The organism is Nocardioides sp., assembly GCF_047607365.1.
Lineage (GTDB): Bacteria > Actinomycetota > Actinomycetes > Propionibacteriales > Nocardioidaceae > Nocardioides.
The window spans coordinates 1-21,751 of sequence record NZ_JASGDD010000125.1 but is presented as its reverse complement, the minus strand read 5'-3'; the positions used below and the strand labels follow the sequence as shown (position 1 = coordinate 21,751).

At 72.3% G+C, this 21,751-nt stretch carries 24 protein-coding genes and 1 riboswitch; of the genes, 18 read left to right on the top strand and 6 right to left on the bottom strand.

The genetic code is table 11. The features are described from left to right. Positions 1–2: 2 nt before the first annotated feature. Together lipB and QM572_RS09985 are read right to left on the bottom strand one after the other, a co-directional pair. Positions 3–740 carry a lipoyl(octanoyl) transferase LipB gene (gene lipB, locus QM572_RS09990; protein ID WP_415092607.1) on the bottom strand — a complete coding sequence of 246 codons (738 nt, stop codon included), beginning with the start codon at positions 738–740 and terminating at the stop codon, positions 3–5. Continuing rightward, complete coding sequence (locus tag QM572_RS09985; protein WP_415092605.1) at positions 737–1,609, bottom strand: alpha/beta hydrolase; 873 nt, start codon at positions 1,607–1,609, stop codon at positions 737–739. The genes lipB and QM572_RS09985 overlap by 4 nt, the downstream gene beginning before the upstream one ends. Before the next feature lie 165 nt (positions 1,610–1,774). Between QM572_RS09985 and QM572_RS09980 the strand changes: the two genes are divergently transcribed. Continuing rightward, complete coding sequence (locus QM572_RS09980; protein WP_415092603.1) at positions 1,775–2,326, top strand: hypothetical protein; 552 nt, start codon at positions 1,775–1,777, stop codon at positions 2,324–2,326. Between the two features lie 19 nt (positions 2,327–2,345). On the opposite strand, the gene sucB is transcribed toward QM572_RS09980, so the two are convergent. Beyond that, positions 2,346–4,052 (bottom strand): 2-oxoglutarate dehydrogenase, E2 component, dihydrolipoamide succinyltransferase, encoded by a 1,707-nt coding sequence (gene sucB, locus QM572_RS09975; RefSeq protein WP_415092601.1) that lies wholly within the window; start codon positions 4,050–4,052, stop codon positions 2,346–2,348. Between the two features lie 31 nt (positions 4,053–4,083). Continuing rightward, on the bottom strand, positions 4,084–5,580 hold the full coding sequence (locus QM572_RS09970) for a leucyl aminopeptidase (protein ID WP_415092599.1): 1,497 nt from the start codon (positions 5,578–5,580) through the stop codon (positions 4,084–4,086). A 42-nt stretch (positions 5,581–5,622) separates the two neighbouring features. Here QM572_RS09970 and gcvT point away from each other — a divergent pair, with 42 nt between their 5' ends. The 9 genes from gcvT (at position 5,623) to QM572_RS09925 (ending at position 13,982) form a co-directional block, all read left to right on the top strand. Then, on the top strand, positions 5,623–6,741 hold the full coding sequence (gcvT, locus tag QM572_RS09965; protein WP_415092597.1) for a glycine cleavage system aminomethyltransferase GcvT: 1,119 nt from the start codon (positions 5,623–5,625) through the stop codon (positions 6,739–6,741). Next, a complete protein-coding gene (locus tag QM572_RS09960; protein ID WP_415092595.1) occupies positions 6,741–6,968 on the top strand; it encodes a hypothetical protein in 228 nt (75 codons plus the stop codon). Before gcvT ends, QM572_RS09960 begins: the two co-directional genes overlap by 1 nt. Before the next feature lie 64 nt (positions 6,969–7,032). Further along, positions 7,033–8,544, top strand: coding sequence for an amino acid permease (locus QM572_RS09955; protein WP_415092593.1), 1,512 nt, complete (start codon positions 7,033–7,035; stop codon positions 8,542–8,544). After that, positions 8,541–9,587 carry a putative nucleotidyltransferase substrate binding domain-containing protein gene (locus QM572_RS09950; RefSeq protein ID WP_415092591.1) on the top strand — a complete coding sequence of 349 codons (1,047 nt, stop codon included), beginning with the start codon at positions 8,541–8,543 and terminating at the stop codon, positions 9,585–9,587. Before QM572_RS09955 ends, QM572_RS09950 begins: the two co-directional genes overlap by 4 nt. After that, positions 9,584–10,441 (top strand): metallophosphoesterase, encoded by an 858-nt coding sequence (locus QM572_RS09945; RefSeq protein WP_415092589.1) that lies wholly within the window; start codon positions 9,584–9,586, stop codon positions 10,439–10,441. The genes QM572_RS09950 and QM572_RS09945 overlap by 4 nt, the downstream gene beginning before the upstream one ends. Then, positions 10,438–11,268, top strand: coding sequence for a PhzF family phenazine biosynthesis protein (locus QM572_RS09940; protein WP_415092587.1), 831 nt, complete (start codon positions 10,438–10,440; stop codon positions 11,266–11,268). Before QM572_RS09945 ends, QM572_RS09940 begins: the two co-directional genes overlap by 4 nt. 27 nt (positions 11,269–11,295) lie before the next feature. Continuing rightward, positions 11,296–12,090, top strand: coding sequence for a thymidylate synthase (locus tag QM572_RS09935; protein WP_415092585.1), 795 nt, complete (start codon positions 11,296–11,298; stop codon positions 12,088–12,090). Beyond that, positions 12,083–12,898, top strand: coding sequence for a dihydrofolate reductase (locus tag QM572_RS09930; protein WP_415092583.1), 816 nt, complete (start codon positions 12,083–12,085; stop codon positions 12,896–12,898). Before QM572_RS09935 ends, QM572_RS09930 begins: the two co-directional genes overlap by 8 nt. Beyond that, positions 12,891–13,982: a calcium:proton antiporter gene (locus QM572_RS09925; protein WP_415092581.1), complete on the top strand. Its 1,092-nt coding sequence runs from the start codon at positions 12,891–12,893 to the stop codon at positions 13,980–13,982. Before QM572_RS09930 ends, QM572_RS09925 begins: the two co-directional genes overlap by 8 nt. Here the strand turns inward: QM572_RS09925 and QM572_RS09920 are convergent. Together QM572_RS09920 and QM572_RS09915 are read right to left on the bottom strand one after the other, a co-directional pair. Beyond that, positions 13,934–14,230 carry a hypothetical protein gene (locus tag QM572_RS09920; protein ID WP_415092579.1) on the bottom strand — a complete coding sequence of 99 codons (297 nt, stop codon included), beginning with the start codon at positions 14,228–14,230 and terminating at the stop codon, positions 13,934–13,936. The two genes, QM572_RS09925 and QM572_RS09920, sit on opposite strands and share 49 nt — an antisense overlap. Then, positions 14,227–15,486, bottom strand: a complete 1,260-nt coding sequence (locus tag QM572_RS09915) for a DUF222 domain-containing protein (RefSeq protein WP_415092577.1) — start codon at positions 15,484–15,486, stop codon at positions 14,227–14,229. The genes QM572_RS09920 and QM572_RS09915 overlap by 4 nt, the downstream gene beginning before the upstream one ends. Before the next feature lie 137 nt (positions 15,487–15,623). Here QM572_RS09915 and rpe point away from each other — a divergent pair, with 137 nt between their 5' ends. The 8 genes from rpe (at position 15,624) to QM572_RS09875 (ending at position 21,598) form a co-directional block, all read left to right on the top strand. Then, positions 15,624–16,301, top strand: coding sequence for a ribulose-phosphate 3-epimerase (rpe, locus tag QM572_RS09910; RefSeq protein WP_415092575.1), 678 nt, complete (start codon positions 15,624–15,626; stop codon positions 16,299–16,301). Positions 16,302–16,307: 6 nt separating this feature from the next. After that, positions 16,308–16,454, top strand: a riboswitch (FMN riboswitch). 81 nt (positions 16,455–16,535) lie between these two features. Further along, on the top strand, positions 16,536–17,579 hold the full coding sequence (gene ribD, locus QM572_RS09905; protein WP_415092573.1) for a bifunctional diaminohydroxyphosphoribosylaminopyrimidine deaminase/5-amino-6-(5-phosphoribosylamino)uracil reductase RibD: 1,044 nt from the start codon (positions 16,536–16,538) through the stop codon (positions 17,577–17,579). Continuing rightward, on the top strand, positions 17,579–18,196 hold the full coding sequence (locus tag QM572_RS09900; RefSeq protein ID WP_415092571.1) for a riboflavin synthase: 618 nt from the start codon (positions 17,579–17,581) through the stop codon (positions 18,194–18,196). Before ribD ends, QM572_RS09900 begins: the two co-directional genes overlap by 1 nt. Continuing rightward, entirely contained in the window at positions 18,193–19,473 is a 1,281-nt protein-coding gene (locus QM572_RS09895; RefSeq protein ID WP_415092569.1) for a bifunctional 3,4-dihydroxy-2-butanone-4-phosphate synthase/GTP cyclohydrolase II, read from the top strand. The genes QM572_RS09900 and QM572_RS09895 overlap by 4 nt, the downstream gene beginning before the upstream one ends. Beyond that, positions 19,470–19,955, top strand: coding sequence for a 6,7-dimethyl-8-ribityllumazine synthase (ribH, locus tag QM572_RS09890; protein WP_415092567.1), 486 nt, complete (start codon positions 19,470–19,472; stop codon positions 19,953–19,955). Before QM572_RS09895 ends, ribH begins: the two co-directional genes overlap by 4 nt. Positions 19,956–19,978: 23 nt before the next feature. Continuing rightward, on the top strand, positions 19,979–20,242 hold the full coding sequence (locus tag QM572_RS09885; RefSeq protein WP_415092565.1) for a phosphoribosyl-ATP diphosphatase: 264 nt from the start codon (positions 19,979–19,981) through the stop codon (positions 20,240–20,242). Between the two features lie 17 nt (positions 20,243–20,259). Next, positions 20,260–21,114 (top strand): ATP phosphoribosyltransferase, encoded by an 855-nt coding sequence (gene hisG / locus QM572_RS09880; protein ID WP_415092563.1) that lies wholly within the window; start codon positions 20,260–20,262, stop codon positions 21,112–21,114. Continuing rightward, complete coding sequence (locus QM572_RS09875; protein WP_415092561.1) at positions 21,098–21,598, top strand: PH domain-containing protein; 501 nt, start codon at positions 21,098–21,100, stop codon at positions 21,596–21,598. The genes hisG and QM572_RS09875 overlap by 17 nt, the downstream gene beginning before the upstream one ends. Positions 21,599–21,751 lie beyond the last annotated feature (153 nt).

Genomic DNA, 21,751 nt, shown 5'->3' with positions numbered 1-21,751 from the left:
CTCTAGCGTACGCCGGGCGCCGCGACGGCCGGCGCGAGGACCGTGATGCGGGGAGCATGCGAGGGCTCCGGCCGGGGGTCGTAGTCGGGGGTGGCGTCGTACGGCTCCCAGGCGAGGTAGGTCGCCAGCTCCTCCACGAGCACGGGCATCACCTCGGCGACGGTCACGTCGCGGCCGAGCTCGGCGCTGAGCGTGGTCACGCCGGCGTCACTGATGCCGCAGGCAACGAAGCGGTCGTACCACCCCAGGTCCACGTCGCAGTTGATCGCGACGCCGTGCATCGTCACGCCCTTGCTGACCCGCAGCCCGATGGCGGCGATCTTCCGCTCGGGGCTCCTGGCGTCGGCGCGGAGCCAGACGCCGGAGCGGCCCGGCACCCGGGCGGTCGTGACACCGAGCCGGGCGCAGGCGCGGATCATCGCCTCCTCGAGCCGGCGGACGAAGTCGACGACCTTGACGTGCTCGGGCAGGCGGACGATCGGGTAGGCGACCAGCTGGCCGGGGCCGTGGAAGGTGATCTTCCCGCCGCGGTCGACGTCGATCACCGGCGCGCCGCCGGAGTCGGCCGGCCGCTCGTGGGGGTCGGTGCGCTTGCCGGCCGTGTAGACCGGCGGGTGCTCGAGCAGCAGCACGGTGTCGGCCTGCTCGCCGGCGACGACGCGCGCGTGCACCTGCTTCTGCAGCTCCCACGCCTCGAGATAGGGAACAGATCCGATGGGCTCGAACCGCAGCTCACTCACGCTGCGAGCCTACGCCCGAGGAATCGCAGGTCCCCGGGCAGCATCCGGCGCCAGTAGCCGGTGTCGTGCGCGCCCGCCTCCACCGACAGGGTGGCCGCCTTCGCGCCGAAGCCGTGGGCGTAGGACCTGGTGGCGTCCCGGAAGGGGTCGCCGTTGCCGACCTCGAGGCGCACCGGGATGCCGCGGAGCGCCGACTGGTGCCCCAGCACCGAGTAGCGGCGGTACTCCGCCGCGTCGTCGAACCCCGAGCGCGAGGCGTCGCCGGCGTGGGTCCACAGCGCGGGCGACACCGCGGCCACCCCTCGCACGGTCGCGGGTCCGAGGAGCCCGGCGATCCGGAGGGCGCCGTAGCCGCCCATCGACCAGCCGTAGAGACCGAGCCGGCGGGTGTCGAGACCGGCCTTCGCGAGACGGGGGAGCAGCTCGTCGACGATCATCGCGCCCGCGTCGTCGCCGTGGTGCGGGTGGTAGTAGCCGTTGCCGCCGTCGACCGTCACGACCGCGAAGGGGTCGACGCCGCCGGCGACCGCCGCGGCCTGGAACCGCGGCAGCCCCATCCGGAGCCCGGTCCGGTGGGTGCCGCCGAGCCCGTGGAGCGCGACGATCACCGGCAGCCCGTCGGCGGTGCCTCCGGGCGGCAGCGAGACGGCGTACCCGACCCGGCGGCCGCGGGCGCGGGACCGGAACGACGACGCGCTTACCGGTCCGGCGTCGACGTCGGGCACCCGCCCGGCCGGGCCGTTGAGGCCGAGCGCGCGTGCGGCGAGCACCCGCCCCGGCAGGAGGTCGGCCTCCACCCCTGCGCCGACGGCGGCGAGGGAGGCGAGGGCACCCGCCGAGCCGAGCAGCAGCGTGCGGCGGGTGGGCATGGCGGTCAGTATCCCGCCGCCACATCCCCACACATGCACGGTTGTGTACGGCGTGTTGCGCGGGACCTCGGGGTGTCGTCGTACCAATGCATGATCGTGTGCATGGTCGTGGCGCGCTGTGGATAACGTCCGGGGTCGATCGGCGATCCGGCGTACAACTGGGGCATGAGCCAGCTCCACCAGCACAGCCGGCACCGGAGGTCGGGGCCGAGGCTGTGGCCGATGCTCGCCTTCGGGGCGGTGCTCGGTCTGGCGGTCGTCGTGCTGTGGCCCGCGGCCCAGCCCGACCCCGAGGCGCCGACGGCGCCGGCCGTCGTGCGTCCCGAGACACAGGCGGCGCAGATCCTGCGGCTGTGGGACCGGCGGCGGGCTGAGGCGTGGGCGCAGGGCGACGCCGCGGCGCTCCGCGCGCTGTACGCCGACCAGGCACCGGCCGGCGACGCCGACGTCGCGATGCTGGATCAGTGGGCGGCGCGCGGGCTGCGGGTCCAGGGCCTGTCGATGCAGGTCACCTCGCTCGAGGTGCTCGACCACGGCGCCGGCTGGTGGCGGCTCGAGGTGACCGACCGGGTCGCGGAGGCCGACTACGTCGGGCCGGGGACCGAGGGAGCGATGGAGCCAGGTGCCGCCCGGACCCGCGTGCTGGAGCTACGCGAGCAGGACGGCACCTGGCGAATGCAGTCGGTCAAGCCGGCCTCGACACCGTCGCTGCCGTGAACCGCTGCCGTGAACGGTCCTAGAGGTCGAAGACCCCGGCCTCGAGGCGCTTCTTGACGTCCTGGAGGAAGCGGCCGGCGTCGGCGCCGTCGACCAGGCGGTGGTCGTAGGTGAGCGCGACGTTGACCATGTAGCGGATCGCGATCGTCTCGCCCAGCTCCTCGTCGTCGATCACGACCGGACGCTTCACCACGGCGCCGGGGCCGAGGATGGCGACCTGCGGCTGGTTGATGATCGGGGTGTCGAAGAGCGCGCCGAACGAGCCGAGGTTGGTGATCGTGAAGGTGCCGCCGGAGAGCTCGTCGGGCGCGATCTTGTTGGTGCGGGTGCGCTCGGCGACGTCGGCGATCTTCTTCGCCAGCCCGGCGATCGAGAGGTCGCCGGCGTCCTTGACGACGGGCGTGAGGAGCCCGCGCTCGGTGTCGACGGCGAAGGCGACGTTCTCGCGGTCGAAGTAGGTGACCGTGCCCGCCTCGGTGTCGATGTTGGCGTTGAGCTTCGGGTGCACCTTGAGCGCGTCGATCGCCGCCTTGGCGAAGAACGGCAGGTAGGTCAGCTTCACGCCCTCGGCGGCCTGGAACGCGGCCTTCCTGGCGTCGCGGAGGCGGGCGATGTTGGTGACGTCCACCTCCATCACCTGGGTGAGCTGGGCCGAGGTCTGCAGCGAGCCGACCATGCGCTGGGCGATGACCTTGCGCAGCCTCGAGAGCGGCTCGGTGGTGCCGCGCAGCGGGGACGGGGTGCTGGACGGCGCCGCCGGAGCCGAGGCGGCGGCAGCGGGCGCGGCGGCCGGCTTCTCGGGCTCGGGAGCAGGCTTGGCGGCCTCGAGCACGTCCTCCTTGCGGATCCGCCCGCCGACGCCGGAGCCGGTGACGGTGGCCAGGTCGACGCCGTGCTCGGCGGCGAGCTTGCGGACCAGGGGAGTGACGTAGCCGGGGCCGTCGCCGGTCGCGGCCTTGGCCGGCTCGGCGGGAGCCGCGGGCTCAGCAGGCGCGGTGGGCTCAGCAGGCGCGGCGGGAGCCGCGGGCTTCTCCGGTTCCGGCTCGGGCTGCTTCTCGGGCTCGGGCTCCGGCTCGGCTGGCTTCTCGGGCTCGGCCGGCTTCTCCGGAGCGGCGGGGGCCGGCGTACCGGAGCCGACGACCGCGAGCACGGCACCGACCTCGACGGTCTCGTCCTCGGAGACGCGGATCTCGAGCAGGGTGCCCGCGACGGGGGAGGGGATCTCGGTGTCGACCTTGTCGGTGGAGACCTCGAGCAGCGCCTCGTCGACGGCCACGTCGTCGCCGACCTGCTTCAGCCACCGGGTGACCGTGCCCTCGGTCACGGACTCGCCCAGCGCGGGCAGGGTCACCTCGGTGCCGGAGGCGGCACCGCCCTCGGCGGGCTTCTCCGCGGCGGGGGCCTCCTCGGGCTCGGGCTCGGGCTCGGGGGTGTCCTCGGTCTCGGCGGGCGCGGCCGGCGCCTCGGCGGGCGCGGCGCTCGCCTCGTCGTCGGCTCCGATGACCGCGAGCACGGCACCGACCTCGACGGTGTCGTCCTCGTTGGCACGGATCTCGAGGATGGTGCCGGCGACGGGGGAGGGGATCTCGGTGTCGACCTTGTCGGTGGAGACCTCGAGCAGAGCCTCGTCGACGGAGACGGTGTCCCCGACCTGCTTGAGCCAGCGGGTGACGGTGCCTTCGGTGACGGATTCGCCGAGCGCCGGGAGGGTTACTTCGGTGGCCATGAATTCCTTCTTCGAGGTGTCGTGCGGTGAGTCACATCTTTGCACCGAGCACGCGCGCGTACTCGACCAGGGTTGGCAGTCCCGCTCCGGTCCCGCCGGGGGTAAGGTGCCCGCTCGCGCCGCCGCCATGCCAGGACGGTCCGGCGATGTCGAGGTGCGCCCAGGGAAGGCCTGCGGTGAACTCCTGGAGGAAGGCCGCGGCGAAGAGGCCGCTGCCCCAGCGGATCCAGTCGTGCTGTGCCAGGTCGGCCACCTTGCTGGAGCGGACCCGCTCGACGATCGGCTCGGGAATGGGCATCGGCCACATCTCCTCGCCGGCGCTCGCGGCGGCGTCGAGGATCTCGCCCACGGTGGCCTCGGTGCCCAGCACGCCGGTGATCTTGTCGCCGAGCGCGAGCACCATGGCGCCGGTGAGCGTGGCGACGTCGACGATCGCGTCGGGCGCGACCTCGGCGGCGCGGACGAGGGCGTCGGCGAGCACCAGCCGTCCCTCGGCGTCGGTGTTGGTGATCTCGACGGTGGTGCCGCCGTAGATGCGCAGGACGTCGCCCGGCCGGACCGCGCTGCCCGACACCATGTTCTCGGCCATGGGCGCGAAGGCGCTCACCTTGACCGGCAGGCAGAGGCGCGCGATGACGAGCGTCGCCTGGATCACGGTGGCGGCGCCGGCCATGTCCGACTTCATGGTCTGCATGCCGTTGCCGGGCTTGATCGTGTAGCCGCCGGAGTCGAAGGTGATGCCCTTCCCGACCAGCGCGACGTGCGCGACCGGCTCCGGCGGGGAGTAGACCAGCTCGACCAGCCGCGGCGGCGCGGCGGAGCCGGAGCCGACGCCGAGGATCCCGCCGCAGCCGAGCTCGGCCAGCGAGGCCTCGTCGTGGACGGTGACCTTGAGGCCCTGCGCGCTCTTCTTCGCTGCGCGTACGGCGGCGACGACCGTCTCCGCGAAGACCGGTGGCGTCAGGTCCGCGGGCGGGGTGTTCACCCAGTCCCGGACGGTGGCCACGGCCGCGGCGACGACCTGGGCGCGCTCGAACGCCTCCTGGGTCTCGGCCCGCCGGGCGATGGGGGAGAGCACGGTCACGGTCGCCGGCGCGGAGGCGTCGTCGCTGCTCTTCTTGTAGGCCGTGAAGGAGTAGCCGCCCAGCACGTGTCCCTCGACGACCGCCGCGACCGTGTCGGCGGAGTCGGCGGGCAAGGCGAGCGCGACCGAGGTGGCGTTGGGGACCGCTCGCGCGGCCGCGCCGGCCGCCCGGCGTACGGCGGCGGGGGTGGTCTCCTTGCCCAGGCCCACCAGCACCAGCAGGGAGGTGGAGAGCTCGTCGCCGACCGGGACCCGGGTCACCTCCCCGGGCTTGCCGGTGACGCCGAGGGTGGCGAGGAGCGGGCGCAGCCGGCGCCCGAAGGCGGCGGTCACGTCCTCGGCTCCCGGAGCCAGCTCGGGGTTCTTCGCGCCCTGGACCACTCCGACGACCACGGCCTCCGCGCGGGTCTTGGCGGGACTGGCGTTGCGAAGCGCGTAGGTCACGTGCGGAGCCTACTGCGGGCCCGCTGCGATAGGTTCGCGAGCATGCTGCTGCAGTCTCCGCTCCACGATCGCCATGTGGCACTGGGTGCGAAATTCGGCGAGTTCGGGGGATGGGACATGCCGATCGAGTACCCCACGGGAGTGCTCAAGGAGCACGCGGCGGTGCGCGAGGCGGTGGGCGTCTTCGACGTCAGCCATCTCGGCAAGGCGCTGGTCACCGGCCCCGGAGCGGCCGACTTCGTCAACGCCACGCTGTCCAACGACCTGCGCCGGATCGGCCCGGGGCAGGCGCAGTACACGCTCTGCCTCGACGCCGAGACCGGCGGCATCGTCGACGACCTGATCGCCTACTTCCACGACGAGGACCGCGTCCTCCTCGTTCCCAACGCCGCCAACACGGCCGAGGTGGTGCGCCGTCTCCAGGCCGCCGCGACCGGGCCGTGGGAGGACGTCGCCGTCACGAACGTGCACCGCGACTACGCGATCATCGCCGTCCAGGGCACGAGATCCGACGAGACCCTGGCGCAGGTCGGCCTGCCCGTCGGGCACGACTACATGAGCTTCGTCGAGGCGCCCTTCTCCGGGCCCGGCGGGGAGGCCGACATCGTGGTCTGCCGCACCGGCTACACCGGCGAGCGGGGCTACGAGCTGATTGTCGCCAACGCCGTCGCCGGCGCGCTGTGGGACGCGCTGGTCGCGGTCGGCGCCGGGCTCGGGCTGCTGCCCTGCGGCCTGGGTGCGCGGGACACGCTGCGCACCGAGATGGGCTACCCGCTGCACGGTCAGGACATCTCCCTGGACACCACCCCCAACGAGGGCGGGCTCGGCTGGGCGGTCGGCTGGAGGAAGGACGCCTTCTGGGGCCGCGACGCGGTCGTCGCCGAGAAGGAGGCAGGCCCGCGACGCATCCTCCGCGGCGTGGTCGCCGTAGGCCGCGGCATCCCGCGACCGCACCAGCAGGCCTTCCTCTCCGAGCACGTGCCGGTCGGCGAGATCACCTCGGGCACCTTCAGCCCGACGCTGAAGAAGGGCCTCGGCCTGGCGCTGGTCTCCACCGTCGTGAACCCGGAGGCCCAGATCACCGTCGACATCCGCGGTCGCCGCGAGGTCTTCCAGGTGACCAGGCCACCGTTCGTCGAGTCCTCGGTGAGGGAGGCGTGATGACGGCGACCCCGAGCAGCGACCCGTGGTGGTGGCGTCTGGAGGACGCGGACGGAGCGGAGGTCGAGGTCTCCGCGGAATACGCCGGGCAGCGGTTCCCCTCGCAGGGCGATGCCGAGTCCTGGGTGGGGGAGTTCTGGCGCGACCTCGCCGACCAGGGCGTCGCCGCGGTGACCCTCCTCGAGGTCGACCGACAGGTCTACGGGCCGATGTCACTTGAAACCTGAACGTTAAAAACAACCTCTACGTTGGCGGGACCCGCGGTTCCCAGCACTCGGACGGAGTCCCGCCATGACCGATATCCTCGAGCACTCCCTCGACCACGAGCAGGTCGGCTACAAGCAGACGCTCGGTCGCCGCCAGGTCCAGATGATCGCCATCGGCGGCGCCATCGGGACCGGCCTCTTCCTCGGCTCCGCCTCGCGCCTGCACAGCACCGGCCCCGCGCTCGTCCTGAGCTACGCGTTCGTCGGCGTGATCGCCTTCTTCCTGATGCGCGCGCTCGGCGAGCTCGTGCTCTACCGGCCGACGTCGGGGGCCTTCGTCTCCTACATGCGCGAGTTCTACGGCGAGGTCGGCGCGTACGTCACGGGCTGGATGTACTGGCTCAACTGGGCGCTCACCGGCATCGCCGAGCTCTCGGCGGTGGGGCTCTACGTGCAGCACTGGTGGCCCGACATGCCGACCTGGGCCAGCGTGCTCATCGCGCTCGCCGTCGTGCTCGTGATCAACCTGCTCTCGGCGCGGGCGTTCGGCGAGTTCGAGTTCTGGGCCTCCGTGCTGAAGGTCCTCGCCATCGTCGTCTTCCTGGTCGTGGGCATCGTCGTGGTCGTCGGACAGTTCGACATCGACGGCCACAAGGCGGGCTTCCAGAACCTCTGGGACAACCCCGGCGGCTTCTGGCCCGCCTCCGGCGACTACACCTGGTACGGCCCGCTGCTGATCATGTCCGGCGTCGTCTTCGCCTACGCCGCCATCGAGATGGTCGGCGTCGCGGCCGGCGAGATGGAGGACCCCCGCCGCGAGGTCCCCAAGGCCGTCAACGCCGTCATCCTCCGGATCGCGGTCTTCTACTGCGGATCGATCCTCCTGCTCGTGTCCATGCTGCCCACGTCGTCGTACGAGGCCGGGACCAGCCCGTTCGTGTCGGTCTTCGGTCGCCTCGGCCTCGACTGGATGGCCGACCTGATCCAGGCGATCCTGATCGTGGCGGCGATGTCGAGCCTCAACTCCGGGCTCTACTCCACCGGGCGCGTCCTGCGCAGCCTCGGCATGTCCAAGCAGGCCCCCGCCTTCACCCTCAAGATGAGCGACTCGGGGGTCCCGTGGGCCGGGATCGTGATGACCTCGGTCGTCTACGTCTTCGGCGCGCTGCTCAACGTGTGGCGCCCCGACGCGTTCGAGATCGCGCTGGAGGCCGCCTCCATCGGCGTCATCGCGACGTGGGCGTCGATCTTCCTGTGCCAGATCCGGCTGCGACAGCTCACCGACCGCGGGGTGCTGCCGGCGAGCGCCTTCCGGACCCCGCTCTCGCCCTGGACCAGCATCGCGGGGCTGGCGTTCCTCGCCTTCGTCATCGTCGGCATGGCCATCTCCGGCTGGCAGTCGGCGCCCGACTTCTGGCACAAGACCAACTTCGTGGTCGTGGTGATCGGCATCCCGATCCTCAGTGCGCTGCTGTGGATCGGCTGGATGGTCGCCAAGCCCGGCGTGGTGGCCAACACCGGTGGCCGGATCCAGTCGCGGTGGACCCTCGACGGGCCGCGGTACGCCGGCACGCCGGTCACCGACCCGGCGGAGTGACCCGCGAGCCCGGGCTCCTGGAGGAGCTGCGCCAGGCGGCGGACGCCGACGCCCTGGCACGCGGCTTCGCCCAGGTGCCCGGGACGCTCGCCCGGTGCCTCGCCGCCGACCCCGCGCCCGGCCCGGCACTCGGCCTGCACGCCTCCCTCGTCGACACGACGGTCCGTCGGGCCCTCGAGCTGGTCCTGGCCGACCACGCCGAGCTGGCGCCGGACCGGTTCACCTGGCTGGCGCTGGGCAGCTGCGGCCGTCGCGAGTCCGCGCTCAGCTCCGACATCGACGCCGCGGTCGTCTTCCACGACTCGGTGACGACCGTCGACATCGCGCGCTACCGCACCGCGTTCGGCGAGGTCAGCAGGCTGCTCTCGCGGGCGGGCCTGCGTGGCGACGGCCACGGCGTCACCCCGGGCAACGCGCTCTTCGCCCGCACGCGGGCCGGCTGGCGGACCGCGGCCCGCCAGTGGCTCGCCGACCCGGCCGAGAACAAGGGCGCGATCATGGCCTCGCTGCTGGTCGACGGACGCACCGTGGTCGGCGAGCACGAGGACGCGGTGGGCGGCGTCTTCTCCGGCCTGCGCCGCCACCCGGTCACGATGCGGCTGCTGCTGCGCGAGGCGCTGTCGCGGCGCGCGCGCCGCCGCTCCCTCCCCGACCTCGTACGCCGTCGCGACACCTACGACCTCAAGGCCCATGCCCTGCTGCCGATCGTCAACCTCGCGCGCTGGGGCGCCCTGGCGGTCGGCTCGCCCGCCCTGAGCACCGTCGAGCGCCTCCGGGCGGCGGGTGACACCCAGGTGCTGCCGGAGCGCCACGTCGACGGCCTGATCGAGGTCGTGGAGTCGCTGCACGGGCTCCGGCTGCGCTACCAGCTCGCCCAGGTCGAGCGCGGCGAGCCGTCCTCGGACCTGATCGAGCTGTCCCGGATCGCGCCGGCCGATCGGGCCGCGCTGCGACGGGCCGTGCGCGCGATCGCGGCCGCACAGCACCGGGCCGACAACGTGATCGCCTACCTCGATCCCGCCGAGTGGGTGCCCGGCCGATGACGCTCCTGCTCGACGCCACCCGCGGGCGGGTGGCCCTCATCGGCGACGTCGGCGGCCACGCCGAGGCGCTCGGCGCCGAGCTGGCGCGGCTCGGGGTCGCCGACGGCGGCCGCGGGCCGCTGCCCGACGACCTGGTCGTCGTCCAGGTCGGCGACCTCGTCCATCGCGGGCCGGACTCCGAGGGTGTGGTCGAGCTCGTCGACCTGCATCTGCGGCGCCAGCCCGAGCGGTGGCTCCAGCTGATCGGCAACCACGAGGCGCACTACCTCCGGCCGCCGGCGTTCCGCTGGCCCGAGCGCCTGACCCGCGGCGCCGCCCGCCGGCTGCGGCAGTGGCGCCGTCGGGGGCTGCTCCATGCGGCCGTCGCCGTACGCACCTCCGAGGAGACGCTGCTGGTCACCCACGCCGGGCTGACCGAGCCGTTCTGGCGGACCGTGCTCGGCGCCCCGCGCGGCGCCCACGACGCGGCGCAGCGGATCGAGGAGCTGCTGCTCCGCAACGACGACGTCCTCTTCCGCAGCGGCGTCATGCTGCGGCCCGGGCGGGTGGAGCCGGGCGCCGGGCCGCTGTGGGCCGCGGCGGGCAGCGAGCTGCTGCCCGGCTGGCTGGAGCGCGAGCTGCCGTTCGGCCAGGTGCACGGCCACAGCAGCGTCACCGACTGGGCCACCGGCGAGGTCCGCGGCGACCCGCGGATCGCCGCCCGCACCGTCGTCCACGTCGATCGCAAGCACGAGATCACGACCCTGGACGGCGGCCGGATCGTCGGCATCGACCCGTGTCACGGCTCACGGCCGCAGACACGCTGGCGTGCATGGGTCGCCGGGCCCGCGAGCCGCTACGGTTCGCAGGCGTGAGGCCCTTCCGCCAGGTCGACGTGTTCGCCAGCGAGTCACTGGCGGGCAATCCCGTCGCCGTCGTGCACGACGCCGAGGGGCTCACCGACGCCGAGATGCACGCGTTCGCGCGCTGGACCAACCTCTCGGAGGCGGCCTTCCTCCTGCCGCCCGTCGACCCCGCTGCCGACTACCGCGTCCGGTTCTTCAACGCCGGCGGCGAGGTGGTCTTCGGCGGCCATCCGACCCTCGGCAGCGCGCACGCGTGGCTGGAGGCCGGCGGCGTGCCGCGGGGCGAGCACCTCGTCCAGGAGTGCGGCATCGGCCTCGTCCCGCTGCGGTACGCCGACCGGCTGGCCTTCGCCGCACCGCCGCTGGTCCGCTCCGGCCCGCTCAGCGACCTCGAGCGCGCCACCGTGGCGCTGGCGCTGCGCATGCGGCCGGAGACCATCGTCGACGCGAACTGGGTCTCCAACGGGCCGAGCATCATCGCGATCCTCCTCAGCGACGCCGAGGCCGTGCTCGCCCTGGAGCCGAACCCCCTGACGTTCGGCGAGCTCTTCGCGATCGGCGTGGTCGGGCCCTATCCGCCCGGGTCGGAGGCGGCGATCGAGGTGCGGTTCTTCATCGACGCCGACGGGATCTTCGAGGACCCGGTCACCGGGTCGGTCAACGCCGGGATCGCGACCTGGCTGACCGGGTCGGGACGGCTGCCCCCGTCGTACGTCGCCTCGCAGGGGACGGTGCTCGGGCGCCGGGGACGGGTCCACGTCGACACGGCGGAGGACGGCACCATCTGGGTCGGCGGGGACACGCTCACGACCGTGGTCGGGTCCGTCGCGCTCTGACGCGCTGCCTCGCTTAGGGTGGTGGGCGTGCGGCAGTACCTCGACCTCGTCCAGCGGATCCTCGATGAGGGCACGGAGAAGTCCGACCGCACCGGAACCGGCACGCTGTCGGTCTTCGGGCACCAGATGCGCTTCGACCTGCGCGAGGGGTTCCCGCTCGTCACGACGAAGAAGATCCACACGCGGTCCGTCTTCGGCGAGCTGCTGTGGTTCCTGCGCGGCGATACCAACGTGCGGTGGCTCCGGGAGCGCGGGATCTCGATCTGGGACGAGTGGGCCGACGAGAACGGCGACCTCGGCCCGGTCTACGGCGCCCAGTGGCGGACCTGGCCGGCGCCGTCCGGCGAGCAGATCGACCAGCTCGCGGGGGTGATCCGCCAGATCCGGGAGAACCCCGACTCGCGCCGGCACATCGTCACCGCGTGGAACCCGGCGGAGGTGGACGACATGGCGCTGCCGCCGTGCCACTCGCTCTTCCAGTTCTACGTCGCGGACGGGCTGCTGTCGTGCCAGCTCTACCAACGCTCGGCGGACGTGTTCCTCGGCGTGCCGTTCAACATCGCGTCGTACGCGCTCCTGACGCACATGGTCGCGCAGGTGTGCGGGCTCGGGGTGGGGGACTTCGTGCACACGCTCGGCGACGCCCACCTCTACCTCAACCACCTCGACCAGGCCCGCCTGCAGCTGACGCGCACGCCGCGAGCGCTGCCGCGGCTGGTGCTCAACCCCGCTCTCACCGAGATCGACGCGTTCGAGCTCGACGACATCGCGGTCGAGGCCTACGACCCGTGGCCGGCCATCAAGGCGCCCATCAGTGTCTGACGTTCCACCCGGCGCCGTGACGCTGATCGCGGCCGTCGCGCGGAACGGGGTGATCGGCAACTCCGCCGCCCGCATCGCCGCCGGCGCGCCCGCCATCCCGTGGCGGCTCCCCGGGGAGCTGGCGGAGTTCAGGTCGATCACGATGGGCGGCGTCCTCGTGATGGGGCGGGCGACGTACGACACCATCGGGCGTCCGCTGCCCGGCCGCACGACGATCGTCGTCACCCGCGATCCGTCCTGGTCGGCCGAGGGCGTCCTCGTCGCCGGATCGCTGGAGTCGGCGCTCGCCGTTGCCGCCGAGGTCGGCGGCGAGGTCTTCGTCGCCGGCGGCGCGCAGATCTACGCCCTCGCCATGCCCCTCGCCACCCGCCAGATCCTCACCCTTGTCCCGGCGGACGTCGACGGCGATGTCGCATATCCCGAATTTGCCGCGTGGGAGTGGCGCGAGACCCGTCGTGTGCGTCGAGACGGTTACGAGCGAGTCTGGCTCCGGCGCCTGCCGAGCAGCCGGCTCCGGCGCTTCGCGTTCGAGCGCTACCTGCCTCGGAAGCCAGGGCCTGCGGCACGAGTGATAGCGGGCCTGGCCTTCGTCAGCGGCCTCGTCGCGGTCTCCTACTGGCTGTTCGATCTGGCGCGGCAGCACGGGCGCGATGATCTGACTGCGGGGCCGCGGCCGGTCATCCTGATCCTTGCCTCGATCGCCTACTGGCCGGCCGCGTGTCTGTTCTGGTGGCTCCTGTATCCGCGCTCTGGGCGGTCCATGCCGTGGTCGTCGATCGATGAGCGAGGGGGCGTGGGTCATGGCTGAACGTCTGCGATGGACGACGATCGTGCCACTCGTAGCGCTGCTGACGACGGTGGTGACGTGGGGGAGCCATCCGCACGGGGTGGCGGTCGCGGCGGTCGGCGTGCTGCTGATCGCGGCTGTCCTGGCCGCCGTTCACCACGCGGAGATCGTCGCCCACCAGGTGGGGGAGCCGTTCGGGTCGCTGCTGCTCGCCGTGGCGGTGACGGTGATCGAGGTCGGGCTGATCGTCACCCTGATGGTGTCGGGCGGCTCGGGCACGGAGGCGCTGGCGCGCGACACCGTCTTCTCCGCGGTGATGATCTGCGTCAATGGCATCGCGGGGCTGTCGCTGCTGGTCAGCGCGCTGCGGCACGAGCTGGCGGTGTTCAACTCCGAGGGCGCCGGCGCCGCGCTGGCGACGGTCATCACGCTCGCGTCGCTCTGCCTGGTGCTGCCGAGCTTCACGACGAGCCACCCTGGGCCGGAGTTCTCCGGCGTGCAGCTCGCGTTCGCGGCGATCGCGTCGCTCGTGGTCTACGTCGTCTTCGTGTTCACCCAGACCGTGCGCCACCGCGACTTCTTCCTGCCCGTCGACCGGCAGGGCAACACCCGCGACCTCGACGGCGACGACCATGCCGATCCGCCCGGTGGTCGTGCCGCGATGATGAGTGGCCTGCTGCTCGTCGCGGCGCTCGTTGCGGTGGTGGGGCTCGCCAAGGTCAGCTCGTACGCCATCGAGGACGGCGTCGCCTCCCTCGGGTTCCCCAAGGCCGTCGTCGGCGTCATCATCGCGCTGCTCGTGCTGCTGCCGGAGAGCATCGCCGCCGTCCGCCAGGCGGCCGGCGAGCGGGTGCAGATCAGTCTCAACCTGGCGTACGGCTCCGCGATGGCCTCCATCGGCCTCACCATCCCCGCCATCGCGGTGGCGTCGATCTGGCTCGACGGCCCGCTCGTTCTTGGGTTGGATCCGACCCAGATGGTGCTGCTCGCGATCTCGGTCGTGGTCGGCATCCTCACCGTCGTCCCCGGCCGCTCGAAGGTGCTGCAGGGCGCGCTTCACCTGGTGATGATGGCGGCGTTCGTCTTCCTGTCGATCAGCCCGTAACCGGTCCATGCCTCGTCGCCCGTCACCTCGCGGATAACGTCCAGCGTCGGAGGCACGTCGGTGGGCAGCTCGTCGCCGCCGTCGATCTCGGCCAGGAGTGTGCCGTTGGGGAGCTCGTCGATCGCCAAGCCGACCGCGAAGTGGTGGCGGGTCTTGCGCAGCTCGGCGGTCGGCAGGCTGCTGAGGGCCCGCCACTCGGCCTCGTCGAGGTAGATCGTGGTGTGGGCGATGCGGCGGGGGTCGCTCACAAGGCGATTGTGCCGGTGGGGGTGCAGAGGTAGCTCCTGCCCTCTGGTGATCGCCAGAGGTGGTAGCCGGGGTCGAGCTTCCTGTAGGTCCACGTGGTGAAGGTCCTGATCCGATGGTGATATCGACACAGGCACGCGAGATTCTTCGACTCGGTTGAGCCTCGTGGCCACTCGGTGATGTGGTCGAGATCGGCTCGTCTTGCGTTGCGTTCACAGTGCGGGGCTACGCAGGTCTTGTCGATCAGCATGGCCTGTTCACGCATTGTGTCGCTGGGGACGTACCTGTTGCGGGTGAGGTTGGCGTCGAGGTCCAGCACGGGACGGACAATCACCTTCGTGTTGCTGGCGGTGCACCACTCCTTGACCTGGCTGATGGACCGCAGACCGGTGACGCCTTCGGCGGTGGCGACCTGTTCACCGTCCTGCAGGTGGACGTAGAGGTTCACGATCCGGGCTGCGGTGCTCCTATCGGCCGACTCTCCACCGGTCAGGTAGTGCCGAGCGATCACACCCAGCGCCTGCGAGCGGCGTACGTCCAGGGATGCCTCGGAGCCCTGCTCCCTCAACTCCCCGGCGGCCTGCCGGACAGCCGCCTCGAGATCCTTGGCGTCGGCGTTGTCGATACTGGCGACCACATCGGTGAGGCCGTCGTCTTGGGGATACACGTCGACCTTGCGTGACTCGGCTGCTGTCTCGGCACGACGGACGGCTTCGTCGGGGTCGAACCTGTCGATCGCGTGGGCGATGAACCGCTTGAGTGCGGTCGGCCCGACGCGCTCGAACCGGCCTTGCAACTCCTTGTCGAGCCATGCCGCACCTTCGAGAGTGAGGTGGCGTGAGGCTTGGGCGACAGCACGTGCCTTCCACAGGGGCAACTGCTCGTCGAAGAGCCGAGCCATCAGTCGCGGCAGACGGTGCTTCAACTCGAGCGCATCCCCCACCCACAACCGCACCTGCGAGTCACTCATCCCGAGCGCAGCAGCCAGTTCAGGAAGGGCGTCTTCCCGAACGAGTGGCGTGCCCTCACCCGAGAGCGGCACGGGATGGATCAGATCCCCCGCTGCCGCGAGGCCGACCGTGGGTGCCGCGTTGTCGGCTGCCCAATCAAGGGTGTGGAGCAGCGCCGAGATCTCAGCGACATTGGCCATGTGCTTGGCACTGGCAGCCATGTCGAGGGGCGAGTGCGTGGGCATGCCGACGCACAGTCCGAGGGGCTCGGGGTAGCCCTCGCCCCGCTCGTCGTACGCCGATTCCATGCCAGTGATTCTATCGCACATGTGTTCGAGCAACAAGGCATATCCGCAGGTCAGAGGATGTTTAGTGCGCCCCGAACGATTCCCGCGCCGCCGCCGGCCGCATCCTCGCGGCCGGAATCACGCCCTAGGATTCGCGCGTGCCCCACATCCAGATCACGCCGTCCATCCTCAACGCCGACTTCGCCAGTCTGGGCAGCGAGATCGCGCGGATCGGGAGCAGCGACTGGGTGCACGTGGACGTGATGGACAACCACTTCGTGCCCAACCTGACCTTCGGGCCGACGATGGTGGAGGCGCTCAGCCGCGCGACCGACATCCCGCTCGACGCGCACCTGATGATCGCCGACGCGGACCGGCACGCTCCGGCCTACGTCGAGGCGGGCGCGTCGAGCGTGACCTTCCACGTCGAGGCCTCCAGCGCGCCGATCCGCACCGCCCGCGAGATCCGCAGGGCGGGCGCCCGCGCGTCGATGGCGCTGCGGCCGGCGACGCCGATCGAGCCCTACGAGGAGCTGATCCCCGAGCTCGACATGGTCCTCGTCATGACCGTCGAGCCCGGCTTCGGCGGGCAGAGGTTCCTCGACCTCTGCCTCCCGAAGATCCGCACGGCCCGCCGCCTCATCGAGCGGCACGGCGGCGAGTGCTGGCTGCAGGTCGACGGGGGAGTGAGCCTGGAGACGATCGAGCGCTGCGCCGAGGCCGGAGCCGACGTCTTCGTCGCCGGAAGCGCCGTCTTCGGCGCCGAGGACCCCGACCAGATGGTGAACGCCCTGCGGGACGCAGCCGCGGCTGTGTCACACTCGTCGTACGAGTGACCACACTCGCGTGCACTGGGGGCGGTGAAATTCCGCACCGGCGGTGACTGGAGCAGTCAGCCAGAAGTCCGCGACCCGTACGCAGCCAGCGTGCGGTTGACCAGGTGAGACTCCTGGACCGACGGTCAGAGTCCGGATGGAAAGCGCACGCAACGCAACGTTCGCAGGCCCGACCCCTGCGATCCGTCGTTGAGGCTCCCCTGACGCGCGTCCAGCGATCAGGAGCGGGGCCCGATGACCACCACCGCAGCCGAGCAGGCGGCCCTACGCCGCGCTGTCGAGCTGGCGCGCGCCGTCCCCGGCCGGCTTCTCCCCAACCCCCGCGTCGGCTGCGTACTGCTGGCGCCCGGTGGTGACACCGTCGCCGAGGGCGTCCATCGCGGCCCCGGGACCCCGCACGCCGAGGCCGACGCGCTCATGCGTGCCGGCGAGAGGGCGCGCGGCGCGACCGCGGTCGTCACCCTCGAGCCCTGCCACCACACCGGCCGCACCGGCCCCTGCACCCGGGCGCTCGCCGACGCCGGCATCACGAGGGTCGTGTACGCCGTCGAGGACCCGAACCCGGTCGCTGCCGGCGGAGCCGCCGCGCTGCGCGCCGCCGGGATCGAGACGGTCCTCGTCGAGGCGGCGGAGGCGGCGGAGGCGCTCGCCCTCAACGAGCGATGGCTCGCCGCCGTACGCCGTCAGCGGCCGTATCTCACCTGGAAGCTCGCCACCACGCTCGACGGCCGCAGCGCCGCCGCGGACGGCACCAGCCGCTGGATCTCCAGTGCGGAGGCCCGCGCGGACGTCCACCGGCTGCGAGCGGAGGCCGACGCGATCCTCGCGGGCACCGGCACGGTGCTCGCCGACGACCCGGCGCTGACCGCGCGAGCGGCCGGAGTCGTCGTCCAGCCGCTGCGGGTCGTCCTGGGGGAGCGCGACCTCCCGCCCTCGGCGCACGTGCTCGACGCCGAGGCCGAGACCGTCCACCTCCGCACCCGCGACCTGCACGTCGCGCTCAAGGAGCTGTGGCAGCGGGAGATCCGGCACGTCCTCCTCGAGGGCGGCCCGACGCTGGCCGCCGCGTTCCTGCGCGCCGGCCTGGTCGACGAGGTGATCGCCTACGTCGCCCCGACCCTCCTCGGTGCCGGCTCCTCCGCCGTCGGCGACCTCGGCATCGCCACCATCGCCGACGCCCACCGCCTCACGCTCACCGACGTGACCGTCCTCGGCGGCACCGTCCGCCTCACCGCCACCCCCGCTCCGCCCGCAGCGCCTGACAAAGGAGAGAACTGATGTTCACCGGAATCGTCGAGGAGCTCGGCTCCGTCGCCGCCCTCGACCGCCACGCCGACGCGATCCAGCTCACCATCGCGGCCGGCGAGGTCCTGACCGACGCCCAGACCGGCGCCTCCATCGCGGTCAACGGCTGCTGCCTCACCGTCGTCCGCCACGACGACCGGACCTGGACCGCCGACGTGATGCAGGAGACCCTCGACAAGACCTCCCTCGGCGCGCTGCAGCCCGGTGACCCGGTCAACCTCGAGCGCTCGGTCACCGCCGCCACCCGGCTCGGCGGCCACATCGTCCAGGGGCACGTCGACGGCCTCGGCGCCATCGTCCGCCGGACGCCCAGCGAGCACTGGGAGGTGGTCGAGATCTCCCTGCCCGCCGACCTCGCGCGCTACGTCGTGCCCAAGGGCTCGATCGCCGTCGACGGCGTCAGCCTCACCGTCGTCGAGGTGAACGACGACTCGTTCACCGTCAGCCTCATCCCCGAGACGCTGGCTCGCACCACGCTCGGCGCCAAGCAGGCCGGCGACCCGGTCAACCTCGAGACCGACATCCTCGCCCGCCACCTCGAGAGGCTCATGCAGACGACGGCCCGGAAGGGCACGGAGGCCACCCGATGACGACCGCCCAGCACGCCGCCGCCCAGCACGCCGCCACCCGGCTCGACACTATCGACCGGGCGCTGGCCGACATCGCCGCCGGCAAGGCCGTCGTCGTGGTCGACGACGAGGGCCGGGAGAACGAGGGCGACCTCATCTTCGCCGCCGAGCACGCCACCCCCGAGCTGCTCGCCTTCACCATCCGGCACAGCAGCGGCGTCATCTGCGCACCCCTTCCCGGCGAGGAGGCCGACCGCCTCGGGCTCGGGCTCATGGTGCCCGACAACCAGGACCCCTTCCGCACCGCCTTCACCGTCTCGGTGGACGCGCGCGACGGCGTCACCACCGGCATCAGCGCCGCCGACCGCGCCCGCACGATCCGCCTGCTCGCCGACCCGGGCACCACCGCCGCGGACCTCACCCGGCCCGGCCACGTCTTCCCGCTGCGCGCCCGCGCCGGCGGGGTCCTCGAGCGCCGCGGCCACACCGAGGCCGCCCTGGACCTCACCCGCCTCGCGGGGGTGAGGCCGGGTGGCGTGCTGGTCGAGATCGTCAACGACGACGGCACCATGAAGCGCGCTCCCGAGCTCCGCGCGTTCGCCGACGAGCACGGGCTCGCGATGATCTCCATCGACGATCTCGCCGCCTGGCGACGACGACACGAGACGCTCGTGGAGCAGGTCGCGGCGACCCGGCTGCCGACGGCGTACGCGGTCTTCGACGCCTACGGCTACCGCTCGCTGCCCGACGGGACCGAGCACCTGGCGCTCACGCTGGGCGACGTCACCGGCAGCGGGGCGCCCCTCGTGCGAGTGCACTCGGAGTGCCTCACCGGCGACGCCTTCGGGAGCAGCCGCTGCGACTGCGGGCCGCAGCTCGACGAGTCGCTGCGCCGGATCGCCGAGGAGGGGCGGGGCGCCCTCGTCTACCTCAAGGGACACGAGGGCCGCGGCATCGGGCTGCTGGCGAAGCTGGAGGCCTACGCGCTCCAGGACGCCGGCCGCGACACCGTCGACGCCAACCTCGACCTCGGCCTGCCCGTCGACGACCGCGACTACGGCACCGCCGCGCAGATCCTGCGCCACCTCGGCATCGGCCCGGGCGGCCCCGGCGTGCGCCTGCTCACCAACAACCCCGACAAGGTCACCGAGCTCACGACGTACGGCGTCACCGTCGCCGCACGCGAGCCGCTGGCCCTCACCCCGACGGAGGAGAATCTCGTGTACCTGCGGACCAAGCGCGACCGGATGGGCCACCTGCTGCCGGGCCTCGACGATCACCTGGAGGCCGCGCGGTGAGCGGCGCAGGAGCGCCGGTCACCGCGCCGGTCGACTGCAGCGGCCTGCGCGTCGCCGTCGTCGCCGCGAGCTGGCACCAGCAGGTGATGGACGGCCTCCTCGCCGGCGCCGAGCGGGCGCTGGCCGACCACCGGGTGGAGGACGCGGTCCTCACCCGCGTCCCGGGCACGTTCGAGCTGCCCGTCGCCGCCCAGGCCCACGCCGAGCAGGGCTTCGACGCCGTCGTCGCGCTGGGCGTCGTGATCCGCGGCGGCACCCCGCACTTCGAGTACGTCTGCTCCGCCGCGACCGACGGCCTCACCCGCGTCTCGCTCGACCACCGGGTCCCGATCGGCTTCGGCGTCCTCACCTGCGACGACGACCGGCAGGCGCTGGATCGCGCCGGTCTGGAGGGCTCGACGGAGGACAAGGGCTACGAGGCGGCCAGCGCCGCGCTGCTCACCGCCCACACCCTGCGGAAGGTCCGGGGCGGAGTCGCCTGACCGGTCATCTAGGCTTGCCCGTCGTGAAGACGTTCGACGAGCTGTGGGCCGAGCTCAGTGAGAAGGCCCGCACCCGACCCGCAGGATCCGGCACCGTCGCCCAGCTCGACGCCGGCGTCCACGCGATCGGCAAGAAGCTGGTCGAGGAGGCCGCCGAGTCCTGGATGGCCGCCGAGCACGAGGGCAAGGACGCCGCGGCGCTCGAGATCAGCCAGCTGATCTACCACGCGCAGGTCCTCATGCTCGCCACCGGCCTGACGCTCGACGACGTCTACTCCCACCTCTAGAAACGGCTCCGCACCCCATGTCCGACCTTCTCCGCATCGCGATCCCCAACAAGGGCGCGCTCTCCGAGGCAGCCGCGACGCTCCTGCGCGAGGCCGGCTACCGGCAGCGCGACGACACCAAGCGGCTCACCCTCATCGACGACGAGAACGGCGTCGAGTTCTTCTACCTCCGCCCGCGCGACATCGCGCTCTACGTCGGCGAGGGCACCCTCGACGTCGGCATCACCGGGCGCGACCTGCTGCACGACTCCGGCGCCAAGGCCGACGAGGTGCTCCAGCTCGGCTTCGGCCGTAGCCGGTTCCGCTTCGCGGGACCCGCGGGCCGGTATTCCGACCTCGCCGACCTCGCCGGCAAGAGGATCGCGACGTCGTACGCCGGGATCGTCACCGACTTCCTGGCCAAGCGCGGCATCGAGGCGACCGTCACGAGGCTCGACGGGGCGGTGGAGAGCAGCATCCAGCTCGGCGTCGCCGACGTGATCGCCGACGTCGTCGAGACCGGCTCCACGCTGCGGCAGGCCGGCCTCGAGGTCTTCGGCGAGACCATCCTCGACTCCGAGGCCGTCGTCGTCACCCGTGTGGGAGCGGAGGTGACGCGCGGCTTCGAGACCTTCCGCCGCCGGATCGAGGGCGTCCAGGTGGCGCGCTCCTACGTGATGATGGACTACGACATCCGCGCCCAGGACGTCCCGGCCGCGACCGCGCTGGCCCCCGGCTTCGAGGGCCCCACCGTGAGCCCGCTCCACCGCGAGGGCTGGGTCGCCGTGCGGGTGATGGTGCCGCGCGAGAACGCCCAGCGCCTCATGGACGATCTGTGGGACATCGGCGCGCGCGCCATCCTCCTCACCGACATCCATGCCTGCCGGCTCTGAGCCCGCCGAGGCGCGCGACGCGCGCGCCGCCCGGCTGGCTCAGCTGCCCCGCACCTGGCGTCCCCTCGGGCCGAGGATCGTGGCCCTCGTGCTCGTCGTGGGCCTGACGGTCGTCTCCGCGGTGTCGTGGATCGGGCTCGGCTCGGAGAACCAGGCGAAGTTCACCACCTTCGAGCTGCTCACCCTGGCGTTCATCGCGCTCCTCATCCTCACCTGCGTCCACGCGCTGACCCGCAGCCGGGTGACGGCCACCCGCGACCGGCTGATCGTGGTCAACGGCTACCGCCGCCGTGACCTGGCGTGGGCGCAGATCGTGACCATCCGGCTGCCCAACGGCGCGCCGTGGGTGCGGCTGGACCTGACCGACGGCGAGGAGATCTCCGCGATGGGGATCCAGGCCTCCGACGGCGCCCGCGCTCGCGATGCCGTGAGATTCCTGCGCAGAGTGTCCGAAGATCTCAGCGATCCGGGCCGATCGACGTAGGGTGCTCCGCGTGCCGAAGCCCGTCCACGCCTGCCTCGCCGCGATCGTCGTGACCGCGGCGATCGTCGGGCTCGGGGTCCACGCCGCCGAGCCCGACGGCACCGACGGCGACGGGGCCCGGCTCGCCTCCGCGGCGACCACGCCGCAGCCGGT

Bases quoted from the DNA above. Each gene is read 5' to 3' on its own strand.
- QM572_RS09985 (WP_415092605.1), bottom strand. From the start codon at position 1,609: ATGCCCACCCGCCGCACGCTGCTGCTCGGCTCGGCGGGTGCCCTCGCC.
- QM572_RS09980 (WP_415092603.1), top strand. From the start codon at position 1,775: ATGAGCCAGCTCCACCAGCACAGCCGGCACCGGAGGTCGGGGCCGAGG.
- sucB (WP_415092601.1), bottom strand. From the start codon at position 4,052: ATGGCCACCGAAGTAACCCTCCCGGCGCTCGGCGAATCCGTCACCGAA.
- gcvT (WP_415092597.1), top strand. From the start codon at position 5,623: ATGCTGCTGCAGTCTCCGCTCCACGATCGCCATGTGGCACTGGGTGCG.
- QM572_RS09960 (WP_415092595.1), top strand. From the start codon at position 6,741: ATGACGGCGACCCCGAGCAGCGACCCGTGGTGGTGGCGTCTGGAGGAC.
- QM572_RS09955 (WP_415092593.1), top strand. From the start codon at position 7,033: ATGACCGATATCCTCGAGCACTCCCTCGACCACGAGCAGGTCGGCTAC.
- QM572_RS09945 (WP_415092589.1), top strand. From the start codon at position 9,584: ATGACGCTCCTGCTCGACGCCACCCGCGGGCGGGTGGCCCTCATCGGC.
- QM572_RS09925 (WP_415092581.1), top strand. From the start codon at position 12,891: ATGGCTGAACGTCTGCGATGGACGACGATCGTGCCACTCGTAGCGCTG.
- QM572_RS09915 (WP_415092577.1), bottom strand. From the start codon at position 15,486: ATGGAATCGGCGTACGACGAGCGGGGCGAGGGCTACCCCGAGCCCCTC.
- ribD (WP_415092573.1), top strand. From the start codon at position 16,536: ATGACCACCACCGCAGCCGAGCAGGCGGCCCTACGCCGCGCTGTCGAG.
- QM572_RS09900 (WP_415092571.1), top strand. From the start codon at position 17,579: ATGTTCACCGGAATCGTCGAGGAGCTCGGCTCCGTCGCCGCCCTCGAC.
- QM572_RS09895 (WP_415092569.1), top strand. From the start codon at position 18,193: ATGACGACCGCCCAGCACGCCGCCGCCCAGCACGCCGCCACCCGGCTC.
- hisG (WP_415092563.1), top strand. From the start codon at position 20,260: ATGTCCGACCTTCTCCGCATCGCGATCCCCAACAAGGGCGCGCTCTCC.
- QM572_RS09875 (WP_415092561.1), top strand. From the start codon at position 21,098: ATGCCTGCCGGCTCTGAGCCCGCCGAGGCGCGCGACGCGCGCGCCGCC.